This window comes from Rhizobium sp. Rhizsp42 (assembly GCF_047304155.1).
Taxonomy (GTDB): domain Bacteria; phylum Pseudomonadota; class Alphaproteobacteria; order Rhizobiales; family Rhizobiaceae; genus Rhizobium.
Genome location: NZ_JBGLYS010000026.1, coordinates 39,505 through 60,197, shown reverse-complemented (window position 1 = coordinate 60,197; position 20,693 = coordinate 39,505). Strand labels below are relative to the sequence as shown.

At 63.1% G+C, this 20,693-nt stretch carries 24 protein-coding genes; 11 read left to right on the top strand and 13 right to left on the bottom strand.

What is annotated here, in order from left to right:
• Window positions 1-430: 430 nt before the first annotated feature.
• The gene (locus tag ACCD05_RS22045; RefSeq protein WP_413395355.1) at window positions 431-1,381 is read right to left on the bottom strand and encodes an aldo/keto reductase; all 951 of its coding nucleotides are present in this window, start codon (window positions 1,379-1,381) and stop codon (window positions 431-433) included.
• A 192-nt stretch (window positions 1,382-1,573) separates the two neighbouring features.
• Here ACCD05_RS22045 and ACCD05_RS22040 point away from each other — a divergent pair, with 192 nt between their 5' ends.
• Complete coding sequence (locus ACCD05_RS22040) at window positions 1,574-2,560, top strand: Gfo/Idh/MocA family protein (RefSeq protein ID WP_413395353.1); 987 nt, start codon at window positions 1,574-1,576, stop codon at window positions 2,558-2,560.
• Here the strand turns inward: ACCD05_RS22040 and ACCD05_RS22035 are convergent, their stop codons facing one another.
• Both ACCD05_RS22035 and ACCD05_RS22030 read right to left on the bottom strand, forming a co-directional pair.
• Entirely contained in the window at window positions 2,561-2,938 is a 378-nt protein-coding gene (locus tag ACCD05_RS22035) for a GtrA family protein (protein ID WP_413395351.1), read from the bottom strand.
• Window positions 2,935-3,948: a glycosyltransferase gene (locus ACCD05_RS22030; RefSeq protein WP_113011041.1), complete on the bottom strand. Its 1,014-nt coding sequence runs from the start codon at window positions 3,946-3,948 to the stop codon at window positions 2,935-2,937. Before ACCD05_RS22030 ends, ACCD05_RS22035 begins: the two co-directional genes overlap by 4 nt.
• Window positions 3,949-4,163: 215 nt before the next feature.
• On the opposite strand from ACCD05_RS22030, the gene ACCD05_RS22025 reads away from it, so the two are divergent.
• The gene (locus tag ACCD05_RS22025; RefSeq protein ID WP_413395349.1) at window positions 4,164-5,966 is read left to right on the top strand and encodes a hypothetical protein; all 1,803 of its coding nucleotides are present in this window, start codon (window positions 4,164-4,166) and stop codon (window positions 5,964-5,966) included.
• A 22-nt stretch (window positions 5,967-5,988) separates the two neighbouring features.
• Here ACCD05_RS22025 and ACCD05_RS22020 read toward each other — a convergent pair whose 3' ends face one another.
• On the bottom strand, window positions 5,989-6,225 hold the full coding sequence (locus ACCD05_RS22020) for a hypothetical protein (protein WP_112981639.1): 237 nt from the start codon (window positions 6,223-6,225) through the stop codon (window positions 5,989-5,991).
• A 118-nt stretch (window positions 6,226-6,343) separates the two neighbouring features.
• Window positions 6,344-6,607: a spike base protein, RCAP_Rcc01079 family gene (locus tag ACCD05_RS22015; protein WP_112981640.1), complete on the bottom strand. Its 264-nt coding sequence runs from the start codon at window positions 6,605-6,607 to the stop codon at window positions 6,344-6,346.
• Window positions 6,608-6,826: 219 nt separating this feature from the next.
• Between ACCD05_RS22015 and xseA the strand changes: the two genes are divergently transcribed.
• Both xseA and ACCD05_RS22005 read left to right on the top strand, forming a co-directional pair.
• Window positions 6,827-8,431 carry an exodeoxyribonuclease VII large subunit gene (xseA, locus tag ACCD05_RS22010; RefSeq protein ID WP_413395347.1) on the top strand — a complete coding sequence of 535 codons (1,605 nt, stop codon included), beginning with the start codon at window positions 6,827-6,829 and terminating at the stop codon, window positions 8,429-8,431.
• Window positions 8,432-8,584: 153 nt separating this feature from the next.
• Entirely contained in the window at window positions 8,585-8,938 is a 354-nt protein-coding gene (locus ACCD05_RS22005) for a hypothetical protein (protein WP_112993755.1), read from the top strand.
• A gap of 56 nt (window positions 8,939-8,994) precedes the next feature.
• Here ACCD05_RS22005 and ACCD05_RS22000 read toward each other — a convergent pair whose 3' ends face one another.
• Complete coding sequence (locus ACCD05_RS22000; protein WP_413395345.1) at window positions 8,995-10,248, bottom strand: aminopeptidase; 1,254 nt, start codon at window positions 10,246-10,248, stop codon at window positions 8,995-8,997.
• Window positions 10,249-10,387: 139 nt separating this feature from the next.
• Here ACCD05_RS22000 and ACCD05_RS21995 point away from each other — a divergent pair, with 139 nt between their 5' ends.
• Entirely contained in the window at window positions 10,388-11,206 is an 819-nt protein-coding gene (locus tag ACCD05_RS21995; RefSeq protein ID WP_413395343.1) for a hypothetical protein, read from the top strand.
• Between the two features lie 13 nt (window positions 11,207-11,219).
• On the opposite strand, the gene ybaK is transcribed toward ACCD05_RS21995, so the two are convergent.
• From ybaK to ACCD05_RS21975, 4 genes are read right to left on the bottom strand one after another with little or no spacing between them, the layout of a single operon-like run.
• On the bottom strand, window positions 11,220-11,693 hold the full coding sequence (ybaK, locus tag ACCD05_RS21990; protein WP_413395341.1) for a Cys-tRNA(Pro) deacylase: 474 nt from the start codon (window positions 11,691-11,693) through the stop codon (window positions 11,220-11,222).
• A 4-nt stretch (window positions 11,694-11,697) separates the two neighbouring features.
• Window positions 11,698-12,048 carry an ArsC family reductase gene (locus ACCD05_RS21985; RefSeq protein ID WP_413395339.1) on the bottom strand — a complete coding sequence of 117 codons (351 nt, stop codon included), beginning with the start codon at window positions 12,046-12,048 and terminating at the stop codon, window positions 11,698-11,700.
• Between the two features lie 42 nt (window positions 12,049-12,090).
• On the bottom strand, window positions 12,091-13,170 hold the full coding sequence (locus tag ACCD05_RS21980; RefSeq protein ID WP_413395337.1) for a succinylglutamate desuccinylase/aspartoacylase family protein: 1,080 nt from the start codon (window positions 13,168-13,170) through the stop codon (window positions 12,091-12,093).
• A 44-nt stretch (window positions 13,171-13,214) separates the two neighbouring features.
• On the bottom strand, window positions 13,215-13,832 hold the full coding sequence (locus ACCD05_RS21975) for a 2'-5' RNA ligase family protein (protein WP_413395335.1): 618 nt from the start codon (window positions 13,830-13,832) through the stop codon (window positions 13,215-13,217).
• 123 nt (window positions 13,833-13,955) lie between these two features.
• Here ACCD05_RS21975 and ACCD05_RS21970 point away from each other — a divergent pair, with 123 nt between their 5' ends.
• Entirely contained in the window at window positions 13,956-15,185 is a 1,230-nt protein-coding gene (locus tag ACCD05_RS21970) for a glycosyltransferase (RefSeq protein WP_413395334.1), read from the top strand.
• A 110-nt stretch (window positions 15,186-15,295) separates the two neighbouring features.
• Window positions 15,296-15,856 carry a methylated-DNA--[protein]-cysteine S-methyltransferase gene (locus ACCD05_RS21965; RefSeq protein ID WP_413395332.1) on the top strand — a complete coding sequence of 187 codons (561 nt, stop codon included), beginning with the start codon at window positions 15,296-15,298 and terminating at the stop codon, window positions 15,854-15,856.
• Between the two features lie 79 nt (window positions 15,857-15,935).
• On the opposite strand, the gene ACCD05_RS21960 is transcribed toward ACCD05_RS21965, so the two are convergent.
• Window positions 15,936-16,157 carry an AbrB/MazE/SpoVT family DNA-binding domain-containing protein gene (locus ACCD05_RS21960; protein ID WP_413395330.1) on the bottom strand — a complete coding sequence of 74 codons (222 nt, stop codon included), beginning with the start codon at window positions 16,155-16,157 and terminating at the stop codon, window positions 15,936-15,938.
• A gap of 111 nt (window positions 16,158-16,268) precedes the next feature.
• Window positions 16,269-16,889, bottom strand: a complete 621-nt coding sequence (locus ACCD05_RS21955) for a hypothetical protein (RefSeq protein WP_413395328.1) — start codon at window positions 16,887-16,889, stop codon at window positions 16,269-16,271.
• A 145-nt stretch (window positions 16,890-17,034) separates the two neighbouring features.
• Here ACCD05_RS21955 and ACCD05_RS21950 point away from each other — a divergent pair, with 145 nt between their 5' ends.
• Window positions 17,035-17,529: a ferritin-like domain-containing protein gene (locus ACCD05_RS21950; RefSeq protein WP_047506830.1), complete on the top strand. Its 495-nt coding sequence runs from the start codon at window positions 17,035-17,037 to the stop codon at window positions 17,527-17,529.
• 42 nt (window positions 17,530-17,571) lie between these two features.
• On the opposite strand, the gene ACCD05_RS21945 is transcribed toward ACCD05_RS21950, so the two are convergent.
• Window positions 17,572-18,462, bottom strand: coding sequence for a LysR family transcriptional regulator (locus ACCD05_RS21945; RefSeq protein ID WP_413395326.1), 891 nt, complete (start codon window positions 18,460-18,462; stop codon window positions 17,572-17,574).
• Window positions 18,463-18,584: 122 nt separating this feature from the next.
• Between ACCD05_RS21945 and ACCD05_RS21940 the strand changes: the two genes are divergently transcribed.
• The 3 genes from ACCD05_RS21940 (at window position 18,585) to ACCD05_RS21930 (ending at window position 20,455) form a co-directional block, all read left to right on the top strand.
• Entirely contained in the window at window positions 18,585-19,580 is a 996-nt protein-coding gene (locus ACCD05_RS21940; RefSeq protein ID WP_413395324.1) for an aldo/keto reductase, read from the top strand.
• Between the two features lie 141 nt (window positions 19,581-19,721).
• Window positions 19,722-20,009 (top strand): hypothetical protein, encoded by a 288-nt coding sequence (locus ACCD05_RS21935; RefSeq protein WP_413395322.1) that lies wholly within the window; start codon window positions 19,722-19,724, stop codon window positions 20,007-20,009.
• 86 nt (window positions 20,010-20,095) lie between these two features.
• Complete coding sequence (locus tag ACCD05_RS21930) at window positions 20,096-20,455, top strand: nuclear transport factor 2 family protein (protein WP_026283148.1); 360 nt, start codon at window positions 20,096-20,098, stop codon at window positions 20,453-20,455.
• Window positions 20,456-20,693 lie beyond the last annotated feature (238 nt).

The window sequence follows — 20,693 nt, the reverse complement described above, 5'->3', positions numbered from 1 at the left end:
GATGCCGCCGGCGTGATGCGCTTGGCGGCATTTTTGTTTGAGGTATGATGCGTGGCAGATGCTCGACACAGGTCCGAGCATGACGCGGCATGTGGGGTGGCCGAACGGTTGTGACCTGGAGGCTGGTGCAGCGGTGAGCTTGCAGCACGCCTGGCACTGCAAGACGCCCATCCGATAAGCTATTGAAATAGCAACATTATTATCATACGCGACGTCATCCTCGGGCTCGTCCCGAGGATCTAATCACGTCATCCCAAATGCAACGGTCATGGCCCCTGCATCTAGAGCCTTTCCGACGATGGTAGAGCAATCCACGTCGAGCCAGCCGAGGTGTGCTTAGATGCTCGGGACGAGCCCGAGCATGACGTGGAGAATGGGGCGCTCGCCCACCAATAACGGGGCGGTCGCATGGCAGTCGGAGTGTCCGCCCTCAGGCGCCCGCCTTATCCAGCAGCGCCATCGCCTCGCCGCTAAGCGCAAGCGTCGCCGATTTCGTCAGGCTGTCGAGCTGCGACAGGCTGGTGGCGCTGGCGATGGGGGCGGTGACGCCCTTCTTGCGCAGCAGCCAGGCAAGCGCGATCTCGGCTGGCTTGGCGCCGCTCTCGGTGGCGACCGTGTCCAGCGCCGCGAGGATCTTCAAACCCTTGTCGTCGAGATAGCCGGCCGCCTTGCCGCCGCGCGCCTTGCCTTCGGTATCGGCCTTGCTGCGGTACTTGCCCGACAGGAAGCCGGCCGCGAGGCTGAAATAGGTGATGACGCCGATATCCTCCTTCACGCAGAGATCGGCCAGCGGTCCCTCGAAGGGGGCGCGGTCGTAGAGATTGTATTCCGGCTGGATCACGTCATAGCGCGGCAAGCCGGCCTTCTCGGCGGCGTCGAAGGAGGCCTGCAGCTGCGTGGCGTCGAGGTTGGAGCAGCCGATGGCGCGGATCTTGCCCTGTTGCTTCAGCTTGGCGAAGGCGCCGAGCGTTTCTTCATAGGCTGTCTCGGCATCCGGCCAGTGCGAGAGGTAGAGGTCGATATAATCGGTCTGCAGCCGCGTCAGCGACGCCTCGACCGCTTCAAGGATATACTGCTCCTTCAGCCCCTTCTTGCCGGGACCCATTTCCGAGCCGACCTTGGTGATGATCACGGCCTTGTCGCGGGCGACCTTGTTCTGCTTCAGCCACTTGCCGATGATCTCTTCGCTATCGCCGCCCTTGTTGCCCGGCACCCAGGCCGAATAGACGTCGGCGGTGTCGATGGTGTTGAAGCCGGCGTCGAAGAAGGCGTCGAGGATGTTGAAAGAGGTCTTCTCGTCGGCCGTCCAGCCGAACACATTGCCGCCGAACACGATCGGCGCGACCGAAAGGCCGGTTTTTCCAAGGCGACGCAATTCCATGAAATACTCCTGAAATCTTCAATCTGGTGAAATTCGGACCGCGACAGGACGCCGCTGCGATGTAACCTAGTGCGCATCCGGGCGGATGAAAACCTGTGCCGCGGCAAGCGCCGCGAATTGTGATCGCGCCATTGCGCCCTCGGCCGGCCGTCTCTAAGCTCCCCCGAAATCAAATCAGGAGAGGAAAAGACCATGCTGCGCTTCGGTATCATGTCGACCGCCAAGATCGGCCGCGAGCTCGTGGTTCCGGCCATCCAGGACGCGGAAAACTGCGTCGTCACGGCCATCGCCAGCCGCGATCTCGGCAGGGCAAGGGAAATGGCCGACCGTTTCTCGGTGCCGCACGCCTTCGGCTCCTATGAGGAAATGCTGGCCTCCGACAAGATCGACGCCGTCTATATCCCGCTGCCAACAGCCCAGCATGTCGAATGGACGATCAAGGCGGCCGATGCCGGCAAGCATGTGCTTTGCGAAAAGCCGATCGCCTTGAAGGCAGACGAGATCGACAGCCTGATCGCCGCGCGCGACCGCAACAAGGTGCTGGTGACGGAAGCCTACATGGTCACCTACGCGCCGGTGTGGCTGAAGGTGCGCCAGCTGATCAAGGACGGCGCCATCGGCACGTTGCTGCACGTGCAGGGTGCCTTCACCTACTTCAACCGTGACCCCGGCAACATGCGCAACATTCCCTCGCTCGGTGGCGGCGCGCTGCCCGATATCGGTGTCTACCCGACCATCACCACCCGCTTCGTCACCGGCGAGGAGCCGCGCCGCGTTCAGGCCGTCACCCGCCGCGATCCTGATTTCGGCACCGACATCTATTCCAGCGTCAAGGCGGATTTCGGCGGCTTCGAGCTCAGCTTCTACATCTCCACGCAGATGGCGAACCGCCAGACCATGGTGTTTCACGGTTCCGAAGGCTTCATCGAGGTGAAGTCGCCCTTCAACGCCGATCGCTGGGGCGCGGAAGAGATCGAGCTCAGCAACCGCAGCCACAACGAATCCACCACCTTCCGCTTCCCCGACAGCCGCCAGTACAAGCGCGAGGCCGAAGCTTTCGCGCGCGCCGCCAAGGGCGAGCCGCAGGAGATCGTGTCGCTGGAGAGCTCCAAGCTCAGCCAGGCATTCATCGACGCGATCTATCGCGCCAGCGAGAAGGATGGCTGGGAGACGGTGTGATTATTTCTCGCGAAAGACAAAGCGCGAGTAGCCGAAAAAGCTGAAGACAGTTGCCGCGGCGGTGGCAAACACCATCGCCGCCAGCGGCTGCAGGTCGGGCATCGAAAGAAGCAGCGCCGAATAGAGCCCGTAATTGACCAATGCGGCGGTGATCCCGACCGAGCCGTAGCGAAACCCTTCGGCGGCGAGAGAATCTCCCGAGCGTTCGAAGGTGAAGGTGCGGTTGAAGACGAATGTCGTCACCATGGCGAGCGCGATCGCGATCACCCGGGCGATGAAAGGCCCGATCTGCGTCGTGTGCAGCAGAAGCATGAGCACGCCGGCATCGACGATGAAGCCCAGCCCACCGGCAATGCCGAAGCGCAGTAGTTTCTTCACGCCGCACCTGCTTGAGAGGGCTGCCGGCGAATGTCGATCTCTTCGAGTTCGGAGGCGAAACCGTTGCCGAGAAGATGCGATGCCTCGAGCCGCATGTATTCGATGCGCAGATGCTCGGCGCGCGAGCGGGCGACCGAATCCAGGATCACGCCGGCGGTAAACATCATGAACGAGATCATCATCAGCGCCATCGACATGACCCAGGTCGGCATGCGGCTGACGAGCCCCGTCTCGAAATATTCGGCTAGGACCGGCGTCATGAAGCCGAGGCTCAGCGCCATGAACAGGCCGGTGATGATGCCGAAGAAGGCGAAGGGACGTGTTTCCTTCATCAGCATGGCGAACATCCAAAGGATCTTGGCGCCATCCTTGAAGGTCGAGAGCTTGGAATGCGAGCCCTCGGGCCGGCGGCCATAGTCGAGCTCGAGCTCGCTGACAGGCAGCTTCAGCCGCGAGGCGTGCACGGACATCTCGGTCTCGATCTCGAAGCCGGCCGAGACCGCCGGGAAGCTTTTCACGAAGCGGCGGGAAAACACCCGGTAGCCGGAGAAGATATCGGTGAAATCGGGCCCGAAGATCGTGCGGTACAAGATGTTGAAGATGCGGTTGCCGAAGGCGTGGCCCTGGCGGCCGGCGTCGTCATGCACGCCACGGCGTGTGCCGACGACCATGTCGGCGCGTTCCGACAGCAGCGTGCGGATGAGCTCCTCGGCGTCCTCAGGCGCATAGGTGCCGTCGCCGTCGGCCATGATGTAGATGTCGGCATCGATATCGGCGAACATGCGGCGCACCACATGGCCCTTGCCTTGGCGCCGCTCGCGCACGACATGGGCGCCCGCCAGCATGGCGTGGAGCGCCGTGCCGTCGGTGGAGTTGTTGTCGTAGACATGAACAGCAGCATCCGGCAACGTCGCCTTGAAGCCGCGCACGACCGCGCCGATCGTCGCCGCCTCGTTATAGCAGGGAAGCAAAACGGCAACGCTCAGATTATCGACACGCGATCCAGTCATGATCACACCCATCAGGAGGAATTTGCGGCAAGTCTAAATGAGGGCCGTTAACAAGTGCCTATGACGAGGGCGAAGGTCACGGATGAGGCCGCGAAGATGTGTCAGCGCCGCTACTTTACGCTTTCTTGATACGCGCATCGTAAAGTCGCGCCGCAATCAATGACGAGATCTGCTTCATGGCGACTGTTGCCCCGATGACTGGTGAACCAACATCCATGTCCCTCCGCGAAAGGCTGCAATTGCAGGCGGCGCGGCTCTGGCCTTCCGTTTTCTTCTACAGCGTGCTGCTGATAATCGCGATCGTCGCGCTCCGTCTGCCGAACGCCAAGGACTATGTCGGCGCCGACAATGACGATGTCATGCGCCTCGTCGAGGTTCGCGATTTCCTGAACGGACAGGGCTGGTTCGATCTCATGCAGTACCGCATGGGGCTGGGCAACGGCACGCTGATGCACTGGTCGCGGTTGATCGACCTTCCGATCGCCACCCTGATCAAGTTCTTCTCGCTCTTCCTGCCCGAGCAGCGGGCAGAAGCCGCGGCATTGCTCGTCTGGCCGCTCTCGCTCGTCGTCCCGAGCCTCTGGGGCATGGGGCTTGCCGGCCGGCGCGTCGGCGGCGTGTTCGGCATGCATATCGCGCTGGGGTTCACCGTCTTCCTGCTGCTCGCCAGCAACCGTTTCCTGCCCGGCTCCATCGATCATCACAATGTCCAGTTTGCCCTGGTGGCGATCATGACGGCGATGCTGCTCGATGAGGAGCATCGGCCGCTGAGCTACGCGATCGCTGGATTTTCCGCGGCGCTGGCGATTGCGATTGGCGCCGAGACCACGCCCTTCGTCGCCGGCGTCTGCCTTGTCGTCTCGCTGGCCTGGGCCTGGGAGGGAAAGCCCTTCGCGCCCGCCGCCAAGGCCTTCGGCCTGACGCTGGCGCTATCGATCAGCCTGTTCTTCTTCGGCACGGTACCGCCGAGGCTTTATCCGGCTGTGACCTGCGACAACCTCTCTCTCGGCTATTACAGCCTGGCAACCATCGGCGGCGGCCTGCTGCTGTTTGCCGCGGCCTTCGCCAGCGGCCTCGGACGCGGCTTGCGTTTCGTGGTCCTTGCGGGCGTGGGGGCCGGCGTTCTGGCCTCGGCGCTGATCATCGCCCCGCAATGCCTGCGCAATCCGCTTGCCGATCTCGACCCGATGCTGATCGATCTCTGGCTCAACAATGTCCAGGAAGCGCAGTCGATCTTCGGCGCAATGCGCCAGGATCCCTATACGCTCGGCTTCTTCTACGCGACGGGCCTGTTCGGCATCGCCGTCTGCGTCTTCCGGCTTTTCCATGCCGATCGCGTCCGCATCCATCTCATTCTGCTGTGCCTGCTTGGCATCAGCTTCGGGATATCGCTCGTCCAGGTTCGCGGCTCGACCTTCGCCAACCAGCTCGCCGTCTTCCCGCTGGCGCTGCTGATCATCGACATACGCCGCGTCTCCAATGCCGACCGCGAAAATGGCGCCGCCGCGCTGAGCTATATCCTGACCGTACTCCTAAGCGTTGCCTCGGTCTGGGGGCTGGTCGGCGGCTTCATCGGCTCCAGGCTCGACAACACCCAGGCCGAATTGGCCGAGGCCAAGGAGAAGCTCACCTGCGCCTCGCCCGAGGTCGTTGCGCCACTGGCGTCGATACCGCCCGGCCTCGTCTCCGCACCCTCCGACATGGGCGTTCATATCCTGCGCTTCACGCAAAACCGCATCCTTTCCGCGCCGTACCACCGCAACCAGGGCGGCATGCTCACCGAGCTGCATATCGGCCTCGCGACGCCCGCGGATGCGGAAGCCTTCATTCGCGGCACCGGCGTGACGACGCTCGCCTTCTGCCCCGATTTCGCGCAGACCCGCGAGATTGCGAAGATGAAGCCGGATGGTCTCTACGCACAGCTGGAAAAGGGCAATGTCCCGTCCTACCTGCAGCCGCTGCCGAAGCCTGAGGGGTCGCCGGTGCAGTTCTTCCGCTACGTGCCCAGCGGGTCGTAATTATCGTCGGATCATGAGGATATCAGACGAGGCGCGCTCTCTTGCGGGCGCGCCCGATCAGGTGCAGCCCGACGAGGCAGGCGAGCAGGCTGATATTGTAGAAGAGGATGGCGACGGCGAGATCGATGATCGAGGTCGGCCCGAAAAACGCCGCACAGATATAGCTTCCGCAGATGAGCAAGCCCACGAGAACCATGGAAAAGATGTTGCGCATCGGCGCTGTTGCGATGCCAATTGCTGTTGCGGTCAGAGCAATCATCAGGGTCTCCCGAATCACCTCACTATACGTCCGCTGGCTTTGACGAACAATTAACGCATCGGCAATATTCGCGGTTCCATATATTTCGTGAGCCCAAAACAAGCGGCGCGCCGGATATTCAAACGAGGCCGATGAGACCGCTCGCCGTGGTGCCGGATGCGCGCACGCGCGACACGCGCAGCGGCAAAAGCACGCCGTCGCCCACGCCCTCGAAGGTCAGCATCGCGCCTGATGCCATCTCCACCGCGAGGCTGCCGCCACCGCCGACATAGAGCGCGCGCGTGGTCTCGGGCAGCGCCAGCGTGTCGTCGGGCGTGATCGGAAAGCCGGTGCTGGCGGGGCCTGTGAGCGAAGGTGTGTGGGATGCAAAGCGATCGGACATGGGAAGCTCCTTGGTTTTCTTCCGCAATCATGGTGCCACCATGCAAAACGGGGAAAATCGCGCGCTGGCTTCAGACGTCGTGCCGTCTTGCCGATCCACCAAGCTCTTGAAACAGCGCGATTGTTTTCGTTGAGACGCAGCATCGAACAGCGCCGACGAACGAAAAACGTCCCCGCGCACGGGGCTGCCTTTGCGCTCGTCTTCGGCTAGAACAGCCTTATGAGCAGCTTCTTCGACAATGATTCGCCGAGCAATCTCACCGAATATTCGGTGTCGGAACTGTCGGGTTCGATCAAGCGGACCGTCGAGACGGCCTTCGACCAGGTGCGCGTGCGCGGCGAGATCTCCGGCTATCGCGGCCCGCACTCGTCGGGACACGCCTATTTCTCGCTGAAGGACGACCGCGCCCGCATCGACGCCGTGGTCTGGAAGACGAGCTTTTCGCGCCTGAAAGTCCGCCCCGAAGAGGGGATGGAGGTGATCGCAACAGGCAAGATCACCACCTTCCCGGGCTCCTCCAAATATCAGATCGTCATCGAGACGCTGGAGCCGGCCGGCGCCGGCGCGCTGATGGCGCTGATCGAGGAGCGCAAGCGCAAGCTTGGCGCCGAGGGTCTGTTCGATCCCGCCCGCAAGCGGCCGCTGCCCTTCATGCCCCGGGTCATCGGCGTCGTGACCTCGCCGACAGGCGCCGTCATCCGCGATATCCTGCATCGCATCTCCGATCGCTTCCCCGTCCATGTCGTCGTCTGGCCGGTGAAAGTGCAGGGCGAGGGATCGGGCGAGGAAGTGGCGAACGCCATTCGCGGCTTCAACGCTTTCGCGCCCGATGGGCCGACACCGCGTCCCGACGTGCTGATCGTCGCGCGCGGCGGCGGCAGCCTGGAGGACCTCTGGAGCTTCAACGACGAGATCGTGGTGCGGGCCGCCGCCGAAAGCCGGATCCCGCTGATCTCGGCTGTCGGCCACGAGACCGATTGGACGTTGATCGACTACGCCGCCGACGTTCGCGCCCCGACACCGACGGGTGCCGCCGAAATGGCCGTGCCGGTCAAGGCGGAGCTGGAGGCGCAGCTTTCGGGGCTTAGCGCCCGGCTGCAGGGCAGCACGCTGCGGCAGATGGACCAGCGCCGGCAGCAGGTGCGGGCGCTGATGCGGGCACTGCCCTCGCTCGACCAGCTTCTCGCTTTGCCGCGCCGTCGCTTCGACGAGGCCGCATCAGGCCTTGGCCGTGGCCTCGAGCTCAACACGCTCAACAAGCGCCGCAGCTTCGAGCGCACGGCGGCGCATCTGCGTCCCGACATGCTGTCGAACCGGATCGCCGAGCGCCGCCAGATGCTGGCTGAACGCATGACGCGGGCCGAGCGCACCGTCGAGCGGCTGATCGATCGCTCGAAATCGCGCATCGGCCGCGCCGACGCAGCACTAGCCTCGCTGCCATCGCGGCTGAAGAGCCAGACATCGCGCATGCGCGACCGCCTCGCCAACCTGTCACGCAGCGCCGACACGGCGGTGCGTCACCAGCTGGTGCGGGCGCGCGGCGAGCTTTCCGCGCAGGAGCGCATGCTGCAATCGCTCTCCTACAAGAATGTCTTGAAGCGCGGCTATGCCGTCATTCGCGATGAGGACAACCGGCCGGTCTCCGAGGCGGCGATGTTGCACGCCGGCTCCGGCATCTCGATCGAATTCTCCGACGGCCGCATCGGCGCGATCACCACCGAGGGCGGCGAGCCGCCGGCAGGCGCCAGAAAGCGCGGCAGCAAAACCTCGGAGCCGAAGGCCGCCGATCCCGCAGCGCCGCCGAAGCAGGGCAGCCTGTTTTGATCTTGCCGACATAGGGTACGTTCTTACGCGTCGATCACCAAATATTGGTCGCTACGCCCTCGGTCGGGCGTTTAAAAAATGCGGTGAAGCGCCTATGTGGAAGCAAAGGCGCGGCGATTTCAGCCGCTTCATGATGCGACCTGGAGAAATACCTTGAAAAGAATCTTGCCCGCTCTTCTGATGGTTAGCGCCCTTGCCGGCGCTCTCTCCGGCGCATTGCCTGCCGCGCCGGCGCTGGCGGGCCAGTCGAAAGTGTCCGAGTTCATCTTCGGCAAGGCTTACAACGACAGCGTCACCGCCATCCGCATCACCTCGCTCTCACAGCGCGAGCAATCCCTGCCGCTCTCGCTGCGCCACCCCATGCCATCAGGGATCCGCGAAGCGCAGGCGACCGTCAGCGCCGACAGGCATCTGATGCAGGCGATCGCCGATCGCGGCATCGCGCTGAAGAATGTCATCCAGGTGCAGCGCGCGCTGAACGGCGGCCACGTGATCTATTACCGCTGACCCGGAATTCCGGCCGGGTAAACCCGGCCGGTCTATGCGTGCAGTGGCTTGGACCGTTACGCCCACTCGCCCTGCCGCATAACGGGAACCTTCGAGCCATCGGCCCTGATGCCGTCGATATCGACCTTGTCGGAGCCGATCATCCAGTCAATGTGGATCAGGCTGGAATTGCCGCCCTGCGCCTTGATCTGCTCCTGGCTGAGGTTGGCGCCATCGAGGAAGCACTTGGAATAGCACTGGCCGAGCGCGATGTGGCACGAGGCATTTTCGTCGAACAGCGTGTTGTAGAACAGGATGCCGCTGGCAGAGATCGGCGAGGAATGCGGCACCAGCGCCACTTCGCCGAGCCGGCGCGCGCCTTCGTCCGTATCGAGCACCTTGTTCAGCACTTCCTCGCCGCGCGACGCCTTTGCCTCGACGATCCGGCCAGCTTCGAACTTCACGCGGATATTGTCGATCAGCGTGCCCTGGTGCGACAGCGGCTTGGTGCTCGACACATGACCCTCGACGCGCAGCGCATGCGGCGTCGTGAACACTTCTTCGGTCGGGATATTCGGGTTGCAGGTAATGCCGTTCTTGGCGGTGGAGGCGCCGCCGTGCCACTCGTGGCCATCGGCAAGCCCCACCGTCAGATCCGTGCCCGGGCCGGTGAAATGCAGCGCCGAGAAACGCTCGCCGTTCAGCCAGCCGGAGCGCTTCCGGAGGTTGGCATTATGCTCCGCCCAGGCCGCGATCGGGTCTTCGACGTCGACGCGCGAGGCGGCGAAGATCGCCTTGGCGAGCTTGGCGACCGCGATAGGCTCGGGATCATTGGGGAACACCAGCTTTGCCCAGGCCGGGTTCGGATAGGAGACGATGTTCCAGTTGATGTCGAAGTTGGAGATCTTCTCAAGCGCCGGCTTGTAAGCCGTCGACATCGCCCGGTTGGCGCGGCCGACCTTGGCGGGGTCCTGCTCGGAGAGCATCATCGGATTGTCGCCAGCAACCGCCAGCCGCGCCGCCCCGTTTGCATAGGCCTTCGCCATGCCCTCGTAGAGCCAGCTGGACGCCCGGTCGAAGCTCGCATCATTGGCATATTGATAGCGCGCCAGCGTCGATTCCTCGTCGGAATAGAACGCGCTGACCAGGCCGGCACCGGCCATATAGGCATGCTTGGTGATCTGCCGCACCAGCGGCAGCGCCACAACAGGCGCGGTGATCACGAGATCCTGGCCGCTCTGCAGCTGCAGCCCGACCTTGACGGCGACTTCGGCGAGCTTGTCGAGCTTGATGGGGTCCACGGCGTTATCGCCCTGCGGCATGTAGTTCATGATCGATCACCTTCTGAAACGAACGGACAGGCCATCAGACTTAGACCCCTTTGCGGCGAAATTGAAGCTTGCGGCCCTTGCCAATTTCAACCGTGCATATTCAGATGTCCCATGGGGACATCGGGCAAGTGGGGAGCGGATGAGACAGCTGATGGGGATACTGGCCGCGGCGGGCCTCGCCCTGCCGGCAGCGGCAGTCGCTGGCGAACTCGGCATGACCATGTTCGGCCACAAGGTCGAGATCGTGAAGCAGGATGACGAGCTTGCCTTGACGGTCGATGGCCGCAGGCTGCTGGCCAATGCCTATCTGATGATCGAGGAAATGGCGGTCGTCGGCAACGTCCCGGTTGCCATCGGCTCCTCGTCCAATGGCGGCAATGCCTGCCCGGGCGATCGCTTCGTGCTGTCCTTCTCACCGGGCGCCGTTCCGCGTCTCGACGGGCAGCCGGACAATTGCGTCGGGCTGGAAGTCGAGAACAAGGGCGATCACCTGCTGTTTTCCTCACGGCCGATCCCCGGCCGCGCCGGCGTGCAGTGGTCCTGGACGGCGCCCGACGGCTTCAAGCCATTGGCCGACGTTGCCTTCACGCCCGATGCTGCAAAGGGCTGGGACGCGCTGCGCGATCACAAGGCCGCGCATCCGGCGGAGCTCTTCTCCAACGCGGCGGTGGCAAGGGAAATCTACGCTCTTCTGGGTGCAGACAAGGAACAGTATGAGCGCAGCATCACCGGCGTCGGCAGCGGCAGTTTCGATGGCAATATCTTTACCGGCATGGCCTGCACGCCGCATATGTGCACGGAAGAGGAGGCGATCCTCGTCGCTGATATCGACAGCCGCGCCGTCTATCTGGCCTGGAAGCCGTTCAACAAGAAGATCATCGTTCGCCCGCCGGTCAAGCAGTGGCCGGACAAGGCGCGGGCGGCGCTGAAGGACTGGGCCGCCAAATGGAAGGGTTGAGGCCGGAACTCGCTCACGCCACCAGCGCCGCCGCCGTCGCCTTCAGCACGTCGAGCGCATCCTTCGGAGCAAGCCGCACCTGCAATCCTCGCTGCCCGCCATTCATGTAGACGAGGGTCTCGCTCATCGCCGCTTCCTCGATCGCCGTCGGCACGAGTTTCTTCTGGCCGAAGGGGCTGATGCCGCCGACGTGGTAGCCGGTCAGGCGCTCTGCATCCGCCGGCTTCATCATGTTGGCCGACTTACCCCTGAAGGCGGCGGCGAGCTTTTTCATGCTGACCTCGCGGTCGGAGGGGACGACGACGCAGACAGGCTTTCCATCCACCTCGGCCATCAGCGTCTTCAACACGCGATGCGGCTCCTCGCCGATCGCTTCGGCCGCCTGTAGTCCGATCCGCTCGGCATTCGGATCATACTCATAGGTGTGGACGGTGAAGGCGATTTTCGCCTTTTCCAGAACCTGTGTTGCCCGCGTCGTCTTCGACATCCGATCAGCCCTTGAAGAACCCGCCATAGATTTCCGGCTTGAAGCCGACCAGAAGCTTGCCGTCGGCCTCGACAACAGGCCGCTTGATCATCGACGGCTGCTCCAGCATCAGCGCGATCGCCTTCTCGCGATCGAGGTTCTCGCGCGCGTCATCCGGCAGCTTGCGGAAGGTCGTGCCGGCACGGTTGAGCACCGTTTCCCAGCCCGCTTCGTGTGTCCACTTTTCCAGATGCGCCCGGTCGATGCCTGAAGCCTTGTAGTCGTGGAAATCATAGGCGACGTCGTGCTCTTCCAGCCAGGTGCGGGCCTTCTTCATCGTGTCGCAGTTCTTGATGCCATAGATGGTGACGGTCATTCGGTTCTTCCTGATCAGTTCGCAGCCCCAATGCTAGGGCGCTCAGTTCTCAAGCGCGCCCGGCTTGCGCACGACCTTGCTGGCCGCCCCGCAGGCAATCTTCATCAGGTCGGCGCGGCGGCGCACCAGGCGCGACGAGGTGCGGGTGACGATCAGTCCCGCCTGCGGCGCACGCACTTCGATCGCGCCATCGGCCATGCCGGGCCGGGTGAGGATGGTCGCCAGCAGCTCGCCTTCCTTGATCTCCTCGCCGATATTGCGATGGAAGAGCACGGTGCCGGCCTCAGGCGCGCGGATCATCTCGATATTGTCGAGCGGCACGGCAGGGCCGGTGAAGGGCGCAAGCGTAACTTGATGAGCGATAGCGCCGCGCGCGGCAAGGAAGTTGAACAGCCCCTCGGCATCCTTCTTCGCCATCTCGGGATAGACGTCGCGCATGCCGCGAAGCTCGACTGTGACCGAGAGCTTGCCCGGCAGCCGCGTCTTCTTCTCCTGCGTCTCGTGCTTCCAGGCATAGCCGATCGCCTCTTCGAAGGCCGAGCTTTCGCCATCCGACAGGAGCACCGCTTCCATGTCGAGTGCTGCGGCGAGATCGGCCGCCTCCGGCCAGAAGGCCTCGTCGATATAGGCATATTGCAAAGATTCATCGTCACAATGCAGGTCGATCACCAAATCCGCTTCGAGCGCCATATGCATCAGCTGCCGCTTCAGCCGGTCGACGGCGTTGTAGCGGTCGAGCTCGGCCACCAGCCCGTCGCGATCCTTGACCGAGATCAGCGGGAACTCGCGGTTGAAATTGGTGCGCGTCCCAAGATCGAACCGCCCCTGCAGCTCGCCAAAATGCGATTGCGCGGCGCCGATTGGGTTGGCGTGCGGGATGATCGTAATGTCGCTGCGGATTTCGCCGGCGCTTTCGGCCGCGCGCAGCTTTTCGCAGAGAAAATGCACCAGCGCCGTGCCCGGCAGCTCGTTGGCATGCAGCGCCGCCTGGATATAGATCTTCGGCGCCTTCGGGTCGCTGCCCTTGAAGCGCAGCACCGGCAGCCGCCACTCCATTCCCGCCGTATCGCCTGAAATGATGATCTCGGACCTATCCATTTTCGTCTCCGCTGCTGCTGTCATTGCTGCAGCAGCTTTAAGCGCGTTCCGATACATGAGGCAAGGTGTCAGCCGCGTTCGCTGAGCGGCCAGCTTTCCACATGCTCGTAGTTCGGCTCACCCGGCCGTTTGTGCAGGAGCACGAACTCCCGCGCGGGCATGACGACGGGCGCGGCAAGCGTGGTCTTTGCCACCCTCTCGTCGGCATAAAACAGCGTTGCATGCGGCTGGAAATCGGCTTTCACATGCGGATCGCAGCCGATCGCGTGCATCTCGATACCGATCTGGATATGCAGCTGTCGCAACAGTTCCCGACCGCCATTGCCCGAGAGCACGATGGCGTTGCGCGACGCGGTTCTGAACGACGCGACATGGTCGAAGCTGAGATCGAACCGGCAAGCATCCACCGCCGACGCTGCCTGGCAAGCCGCGAAGATCATCTCGTCCTTGATCTTCTCGGCGCTGGCAACGCCATAAAGCGAAATGTGCAGCCGCTCGGGCGCCATGGGTGAGAGAAGCCCGTCATGCTCCCTCTGCAGGCGCGCCTGTATCTCCAGGCAGGCCTGGCGCGCTTCGGGATCCGGCAGGATCGCGAAAAACAGGGTTTCTTTGCCAAATCTTGACGATTTCGGGTGCATCGTGCGGCTTGCGAAATCGAAGGACGATTGCGTGTTCTGTTCGTGCATGACCAACCACCGGAGCATCCGCCCCGCCTCTGTCTATCCAGGGAACGCAGGGATGGTAGCAGGTGAATTGAGGAAATCAAGAACAAAAGAAGAACATTCAATATCGATCCCGGGAGACTGTACATGCGTATCCTGATGGCCTGCGCGGCCTTTCCGCCCTTCATCGATGGCGGCGGCCCGATTTCGGCGATGATGGTCGCCAAGCTCTTGATCGCGGCTGGCCACGACCTCGAAGTCGTCAACGTCGCGGGCGAGGACAAGCACGAGGTCTATGACGGCGTGCCCGTGCACCGCCTGAAGACGCTGAACATCGACTGGAATTACCGCCTGCCGCGGCCGGGCTGGAAGAAGCTGATCTGGCACGCGCTGGAGAATTTCAATCCGCGCGCTTATTTGGTCATGCGCCGCGAAATCCGCCGTTTCAAGCCGGATATCGTGCTGACCGACAGCATCGAAAACATCAACGTCGCCACCTGGGCGGCCGCCAAGCGTTCCGGCGTTCCGGTTTGCCATATCCTGCGCAGCGCCTTCCTGCTCTGCTGGAAGGCCAGCATGCGGCGCGGCGACGACAATTGCGTGCGCGCCTGTTCCTCCTGCCAGGTTTCGTCCTACGGCAAGAAGTTCTTCTCGCGCTACGTCGATGCCGTGATCGGCGAGACCGATTTCATCATCTGCCGCCACACCGAGCATGATTATTTCCCCAATGCCAGTACCCACCGCGTCCCCGGCGCCGTCCCGCCGATTGCTCGCAGCGAGCCGCGCAAGCCACCGGAAGGGCCGATGCGCTTCGGCTTCATCGGCGTGCATGATCCGGTGAAGGGCCTCGATACGCTCGCCCGCGCCGCCCATAGGCTGGTGAACGACCAGAACGTCCGCTTCGTCATCGCCGGCAGCGCCAAGAGCGATTATTCGAAGTCGCTGCCGCAGAAGTTTCCCGGCGAGAATACGAAGTTTCTCGGCTGGACCAAGCCCGAGGATTTCTTCCCTCAGATCGATGTGCTGGTCGTGCCCTCGCTCTTTCGCGAGCCCTTTGGCCGCGTGGTGATCGAGGCCTTCGTGCAAGGCGTCCCCGTCATCGGCGCCCGCTCCGGCGGCATTCCGGAATCGATCGATCCTGGCAAGGACGGTTATCTCTTCGACCCCGGCGACGACAAGGCGCTGGCCGCAGAGATCGCCTCCATGGCGGCAAAGCCGGAGGCTATTCCCGCGCTGTCGCGCGCAGCGCTTGAGGCCGCACGCCGATACGAGCCGCAAAAGATCGCCGCCGGCTTCGACGCCGTCTTCGCCAAGCTGCGCCCCGATCTGGCAAAGCCTGCGCAGGAAGACGCCGAACCTCGCCAGGCGCGCGGCTGACCGCAAATTCGCCACGCGCAAGAAACGGGTTGAATTCGTAGCCGGCAGGTACGATTTTTGGGTGAGGCCGATCCTGTCGGCCGCAGCTCCAGTATTGGGAGGCGAGACCCATGGCCCAACAAGCACAGCATTACGCCATCTTCGAAACCGCAGGCGGTTTCTGTGGCATCGCATGGAACGCCATCGGCATCACCCGCTTCCAGCTGCCGACATCAACCGCTGATGGAACCGAACGCCTGCTGCTCCGCCGCGTCCCCGATGCCGAGCCGGCAGCCCCGACGCCTGACATCGTCCAGGCCATCGCCGCCGTAAAACGCTACTTCGCCGGCGAGCCGATCGACTTCTCCGACCTCGCGCTCGATCTCGCCGGCCAGGACGATTTCTTCCGCGACATCTACGCCGCCGCCCGCCGCTTGCGCTGGGGCGAAACGACCACCTACGGCGCGCTCGCCAAAGAGCTCGGCCACGGCCCCGAAGCCGCCCGCGACGTCGGCCAGGCCATGGCCAAGAACCCCATCGCGCTGATCATCCCCTGCCACCGCGTTCTCGCTGCCGGCAACAAGATCGGCGGCTTCTCGGCCCCCGGCGGCTCGGTATCGAAGGCGCGCATGCTGGAGCTGGAAGGTGTGAAGCTCGCGCCGCCGAAGCCGGTGCAGCAGTCGTTGTTTTGAGGGGTGGGGGAGGTTATGGCTTTGGCCTACCACTTCGGCTAGCGCCTGACGCCTCGGCTGTGAGACAGTCGTTCTTGTCTCAGGCGGATTTCGGCTTGCGTTTTGTTTTCAGGATACCAAAGGCAGATTCTTGCGGCGTAGGGGCAAAGGCCGGCGCCTCCCGGAGAATAACTCCATCTGGCGTATCCTCCGCAACCAATCTCGTGCCAGCGTTCCAATTCAAACGCGCGCGGACTGCCTCCGGCAAAGTTATCAGCCCTCGCGCTGAAACAGTCGTGACGAAAACCACATCCTGCGCCATGTCCTTAACCCCCAACATGAGGACGATAACCGATATAAGTTCTTTCCGCGACGTCGAACTTATTGAGGCGTGCTCAACGTGGGTGGATCGCCCCCCCCGAACAATCCACACTCAAATACCCCGCAACGGCGGAAACCCCTCGTACCACCGCGAATGCTCGCCCTCCCAACTCTCCATCCCCGGCTTGGTGAGGATGCCGCGCGGGCTGATGTAGCTCTGGATCACCCGGCGCGGGCGTTCGTGCCACTGGATGTTGAAGGCCCATAATTTCGGGAAGAAGCAGAGCGAGGCATAGGGCAGATGGTCGTGAATCCACCAGGCGAGCCGCTGCCAGTCTTCGAGCGCGTGATAGCGATCGACCACCCAGGGAACGACGACGCAGGCCGCGGCACCCATGTAACCATCGGCATCGCGCATGTCCCAGATGTGGTGAGCGGCTGTTGCGGCGTTGGTGGAGCAGTTGAGCTTGTTCTGGTTGCCGAAGCGATTGACCTCGGGCGAGCGGTAGCCGGAGCGGATGTGCAGGCGGCCGAAGGTTTCCTGCAAGGGTTCCAGCAGCTCCTCGCAGAGCCTCTTTCCTGTCTCGATAGCCAGATCGGGATCGTCGGGGATATTCGGGATGCGATAGAAATCGGCGATCTCGGAATGCAGGAAATCGCGCAGGAAGAAGTTCTTCGACAGCCGTGCCCGCCCCAGATCCTCCAATGCTTTCATCGATCCAGGCTTTTTCATCGGCGGCCTCCCTTCTGACGACAAGTTTGCAGCATCCTCGACAAATCGCCACCCGAAATGATCGGAACCATTAGCCTTCGTCCAGCTTCTCCTTGCGAAGCCGCATGACGCGGCTTCCACGAGCCAGGGACAAAGGACAAGGGACATGGCAAAGGAAAAGAACCTCGACGATCTCTTCTACGATACGCTGAAGGACATCTACTACGCCGAAAAGCAGATCCTCAAGGCGCTGCCGAAAATGGCGCGCGCGGCGCAGTCGGAAGAGCTGAAAGCCGGATTCATGACGCACAAGGAGCAGACGGAAGGCCATGTCGACCGGCTGCAGCAGGTGTTCGAGTTGATCGGCAAGCGGGCACAGGGCAAGACCTGCGAGGCGATCCAGGGGATCATCGCGGAAGGCGAGGAGATCATCGAGGAATTCAAGGGTTCGCCGGCTATCGACGCCGGGCTGATCTCCTCGGCGCAGGCCGTCGAGCACTACGAGATGGCCCGCTACGGCACGCTGAAGACCTGGGCGCAGACGCTCGGCAAGAAGGACGTGGTGACACTGCTCGACCAGACGCTGCAGGAAGAAGCGGCCACCGACAAGACCTTGTCGAAGCTCGCCACTTCGGCGGCCAACCAGAAGGCCGCGGCCTGACCGGCGGCGCGGGCGGGAGCGCCATGATCGGCCGCTCCCGCCTCAGCCCGTGTAGCGGAAGAAATCGATGAAGGCGCGCAAGGCCGGGCGCATTTGGCGGCGGCTTGGATAGTAGATGAATGGGCCAGGATACGGCGCGCACCAATCCTCCAGCACCCGCACCAGCTTGCCGCTTGCCAGCTCGTGTTCGACGCGCAGGTCGAAGAGATAGGCGAGGCCGACGCCGTTCAGCGCCGCGATCAGCGCCAGCCTGTCCTCGCTGACGATCAGCGGGCCATCCACGGGCACCACCAGTTCGCGGCCGCCCTTCTCGAACTCCCAGCGGTAAATCGTGCCATTGGTGAAGCGCCGCTTGATGCAGCGGTGATTGACGAGGTCGGAGGGATGCAGAGGCTTTGGGTAGCGTTTGAAATAATCCGGCGAAGCGGCGATCACGGTCGTGAGATTCGGCGAGGCGCGGACCGCGATCATGTCGGCCTCTAGGCTCTCTTCGAGCCTAATGCCGGCGTCGAAGCCCTCGCGGACGATGTCGATGAAGCCGTCCTCGTTGGCGATTTCGAGCGTGATATCGGGATAGCGGTTGAGGAATTCGCCGAGGCGGGGCGCGAGCAGGATATCGGAGGCGAAGCGCGGTGCGGTCACCCGCAGCGTGCCGGCCGGCCGTCCTCCCGCCTCGCTGACGGCTTCGAGCGCGATGCCGATCTCGTCCAGCGCCGGCTTCAGCCGCTGCAGAAGCAGTCTCCCCTCCTCCGTCGGCGCGACGCTGCGCGTCGTGCGCGCCAGAAGCCGGATGCCCAGGCTCTCCTCGAGGCTGGAGACGGCGTGGCTGACGGCCGAGGGCGCGATCTCCAGCTCCTTGGCGGCGGCGCGGAAGCTGCGGTGTTCGGCAACAGTGGCGAGAACGGCGAGTTGGGCGAGCTGGGTCCTGTTCATTGATCTATTTGTTAGAACAGCCCGTGCCGCATTGCACGTATTTTTTGAAAGCTCCCGGCGCGCTAGGTTTGCCTCGTGCCGCCGCAATGGTTGCCCGGATATTCGCTCGAAAGGAGCCAGACATGAAAACCCGCACACTCGGACAAGACCTTGAAGTCTCCGCCGTCGGCCTCGGCTGCATGGGCATGAGTTTCGCCTATGGCGCCAGCGACGAGAATGAATCGATCCGCACGCTTCACCGCGCCGTCGATCTCGGCATCACCTTCTTCGACACGGCCGAAATGTACGGCCCCTACACCAACGAGCAGCTGCTTGGCCGCGCCCTGAAGCCGGTGCGCGACCGCGTCGTCATCGCCACCAAGTTCGGCTTCAAGTTCGATCCTTCCAAATCCGGCGCGGCGGCGCTGACGGGCGTCGACAGCCGGCCGGAGAATGTGAAGCGCGTGGCGGAAGCGTCGCTGAAGCGGCTCGGCACCGATGTCATCGACCTCTATTATCAGCACCGCGTCGATCCCAACGTTCCGATCGAGGAGACCGTCGGGGCCATGGCCGAGCTGGTGCGCGAGGGCAAGGTGCGGGCGCTGGGGCTTTCCGAGGCCGGCAGCGCCACGATCCGGCGGGCTCATGCGGTGCATCCGATTGCGGCCGTGCAGAGCGAATATTCGCTCTGGTCGCGCGATCCCGAGCATGACGTGCTCGCAACCTGCCGGGACCTTGGGATTGGTTTCGTGCCCTACAGCCCGCTCGGCCGCGGCTTCCTGACGGGTGCGATCCGCAAGCCGGAGGATCTCGGCGCCGACGACTTCCGCAGCCAGCTGCCGCGCTTCCAGGCCGACAATTTCGATGCCAATGCCGCCCTTGTGGCCAAGCTTGAGGCGCTGGCGAAAGACAAGGGCGTGACCACGGCGCAGCTGGCGCTCGCCTGGGTTCTGCATCAGGGCGAGGACATCGTGCCGATCCCCGGCGCCCGCAAGGTCAACCATCTCGAGCAGAATGCGGCCGCCGCCGATATAACGCTGTCGGCCAGGGAGCTCGCCGAGCTTAGCGCGATCATGCCGCTCGATGAGATCGCCGGCAAGCGCTACTCCGAGGCATCGCTGGCGATGACCAATCTCTGATGAGCTTGGGCCGCCCCGAGGCACCGGACCGGGGCGGCCCAACCACAGATCAGGAAAGAGATTTCGTTTTGTTCAACTTTGGGTCTTCTCCCTTCGCATATTAGCACTAGGTAAACTTTCCATTGCAAGGAAGGGAACCCCATGCCAGATGCCAGGGACAAACGGCCGGCCGATCCAGGCCTGTCCGACATAAGAGGACGCATGCTCGTGCTTGAAGTGGCGGCGATGACCTCGTTGGCGCTGGTTCTGGACACATCCGGCGAGGATGGCGGGAAAATGGGGCGCGGTATTTTGCACCTCATCCGCGAGGCCGTCGGCAACAAATGCGACGAGATGGGTCTGTCCGACAACGCCTCAACGACCGCTCAGGCCTATGCCGAGGAACTGATCGGCACCGCCCTGGCCACGCTCTACCCATCCACGCATTAGTCTAAAGTCAGCGCCACCCAGCAACGACTTTGCGCGTTGCGCGCTCCGCGCTATACTTCACCATCGACACGATCGAGGTACGGACCATGACGGACCGGCAGGCGATAGAGGCAGTCGTGCATCTCTATGTCGAAGGCATGACCTTCGCCAACGAGGCGGCGCTGCGCAAGGCGTTTCATCCGAAATGCGCTGTCATCGGGCATTACGAGAGCGCGGTCGAATGGTCGACCCGCGACGAGTTCATCGCCGCCATCGTGGCCGAAGGCTCGGCCCCGCCAGGCACGCAGCCGCACATGGACATCCAGACCCTCGACGTCATTGGTGATGCCGCGAGCGTCAAAGTCAGCGACGACTTCGCCGGCATGCGTTTCACCGACTATCTCTCGATGCTGAAGATCGAGGGGCGGTGGACGATCGTGAACAAGGTTTATTATCTGCACGATTGATGGGGGTCATTCCCTCTCCTCATTCCTTTGCCCAGGCTTCGCCCGTGCGACGTGACAGGAATCCAGCTACGGCGCGTCCGCGCCGTGAATAACCGTTCAGATCATATCGGGAAAGAGTCTCTCCGCCGCGCCGACGCGCGGCGGCTGGATCCCCGCCACGAGGGCGAGGATGAGGGAGAGTGGGGTGCGGCCAGCGCTAAACCAACAAGGGCAGCGGCCATAGGGCCGCTGCCTGCCC

Bases quoted from the DNA above. Each gene is read 5' to 3' on its own strand.
- ACCD05_RS22045 (WP_413395355.1), bottom strand. From the start codon at position 1,381: ATGGAATTGCGTCGCCTTGGAAAAACCGGCCTTTCGGTCGCGCCGATC.
- ACCD05_RS22040 (WP_413395353.1), top strand. From the start codon at position 1,574: ATGCTGCGCTTCGGTATCATGTCGACCGCCAAGATCGGCCGCGAGCTC.
- ACCD05_RS22030 (WP_113011041.1), bottom strand. From the start codon at position 3,948: ATGACTGGATCGCGTGTCGATAATCTGAGCGTTGCCGTTTTGCTTCCC.
- ACCD05_RS22025 (WP_413395349.1), top strand. From the start codon at position 4,164: ATGTCCCTCCGCGAAAGGCTGCAATTGCAGGCGGCGCGGCTCTGGCCT.
- ACCD05_RS22020 (WP_112981639.1), bottom strand. From the start codon at position 6,225: ATGATTGCTCTGACCGCAACAGCAATTGGCATCGCAACAGCGCCGATG.
- ACCD05_RS22015 (WP_112981640.1), bottom strand. From the start codon at position 6,607: ATGTCCGATCGCTTTGCATCCCACACACCTTCGCTCACAGGCCCCGCC.
- xseA (WP_413395347.1), top strand. From the start codon at position 6,827: ATGAGCAGCTTCTTCGACAATGATTCGCCGAGCAATCTCACCGAATAT.
- ACCD05_RS22000 (WP_413395345.1), bottom strand. From the start codon at position 10,248: ATGAACTACATGCCGCAGGGCGATAACGCCGTGGACCCCATCAAGCTC.
- ACCD05_RS21995 (WP_413395343.1), top strand. From the start codon at position 10,388: ATGAGACAGCTGATGGGGATACTGGCCGCGGCGGGCCTCGCCCTGCCG.
- ybaK (WP_413395341.1), bottom strand. From the start codon at position 11,693: ATGTCGAAGACGACGCGGGCAACACAGGTTCTGGAAAAGGCGAAAATC.
- ACCD05_RS21985 (WP_413395339.1), bottom strand. From the start codon at position 12,048: ATGACCGTCACCATCTATGGCATCAAGAACTGCGACACGATGAAGAAG.
- ACCD05_RS21980 (WP_413395337.1), bottom strand. From the start codon at position 13,170: ATGACAGCAGCAGCGGAGACGAAAATGGATAGGTCCGAGATCATCATT.
- ACCD05_RS21975 (WP_413395335.1), bottom strand. From the start codon at position 13,832: ATGCACGAACAGAACACGCAATCGTCCTTCGATTTCGCAAGCCGCACG.
- ACCD05_RS21970 (WP_413395334.1), top strand. From the start codon at position 13,956: ATGCGTATCCTGATGGCCTGCGCGGCCTTTCCGCCCTTCATCGATGGC.
- ACCD05_RS21965 (WP_413395332.1), top strand. From the start codon at position 15,296: ATGGCCCAACAAGCACAGCATTACGCCATCTTCGAAACCGCAGGCGGT.
- ACCD05_RS21960 (WP_413395330.1), bottom strand. From the start codon at position 16,157: ATGGCGCAGGATGTGGTTTTCGTCACGACTGTTTCAGCGCGAGGGCTG.
- ACCD05_RS21955 (WP_413395328.1), bottom strand. From the start codon at position 16,889: ATGAAAAAGCCTGGATCGATGAAAGCATTGGAGGATCTGGGGCGGGCA.
- ACCD05_RS21950 (WP_047506830.1), top strand. From the start codon at position 17,035: ATGGCAAAGGAAAAGAACCTCGACGATCTCTTCTACGATACGCTGAAG.
- ACCD05_RS21945 (WP_413395326.1), bottom strand. From the start codon at position 18,462: ATGAACAGGACCCAGCTCGCCCAACTCGCCGTTCTCGCCACTGTTGCC.
- ACCD05_RS21940 (WP_413395324.1), top strand. From the start codon at position 18,585: ATGAAAACCCGCACACTCGGACAAGACCTTGAAGTCTCCGCCGTCGGC.
- ACCD05_RS21935 (WP_413395322.1), top strand. From the start codon at position 19,722: ATGCCAGATGCCAGGGACAAACGGCCGGCCGATCCAGGCCTGTCCGAC.
- ACCD05_RS21930 (WP_026283148.1), top strand. From the start codon at position 20,096: ATGACGGACCGGCAGGCGATAGAGGCAGTCGTGCATCTCTATGTCGAA.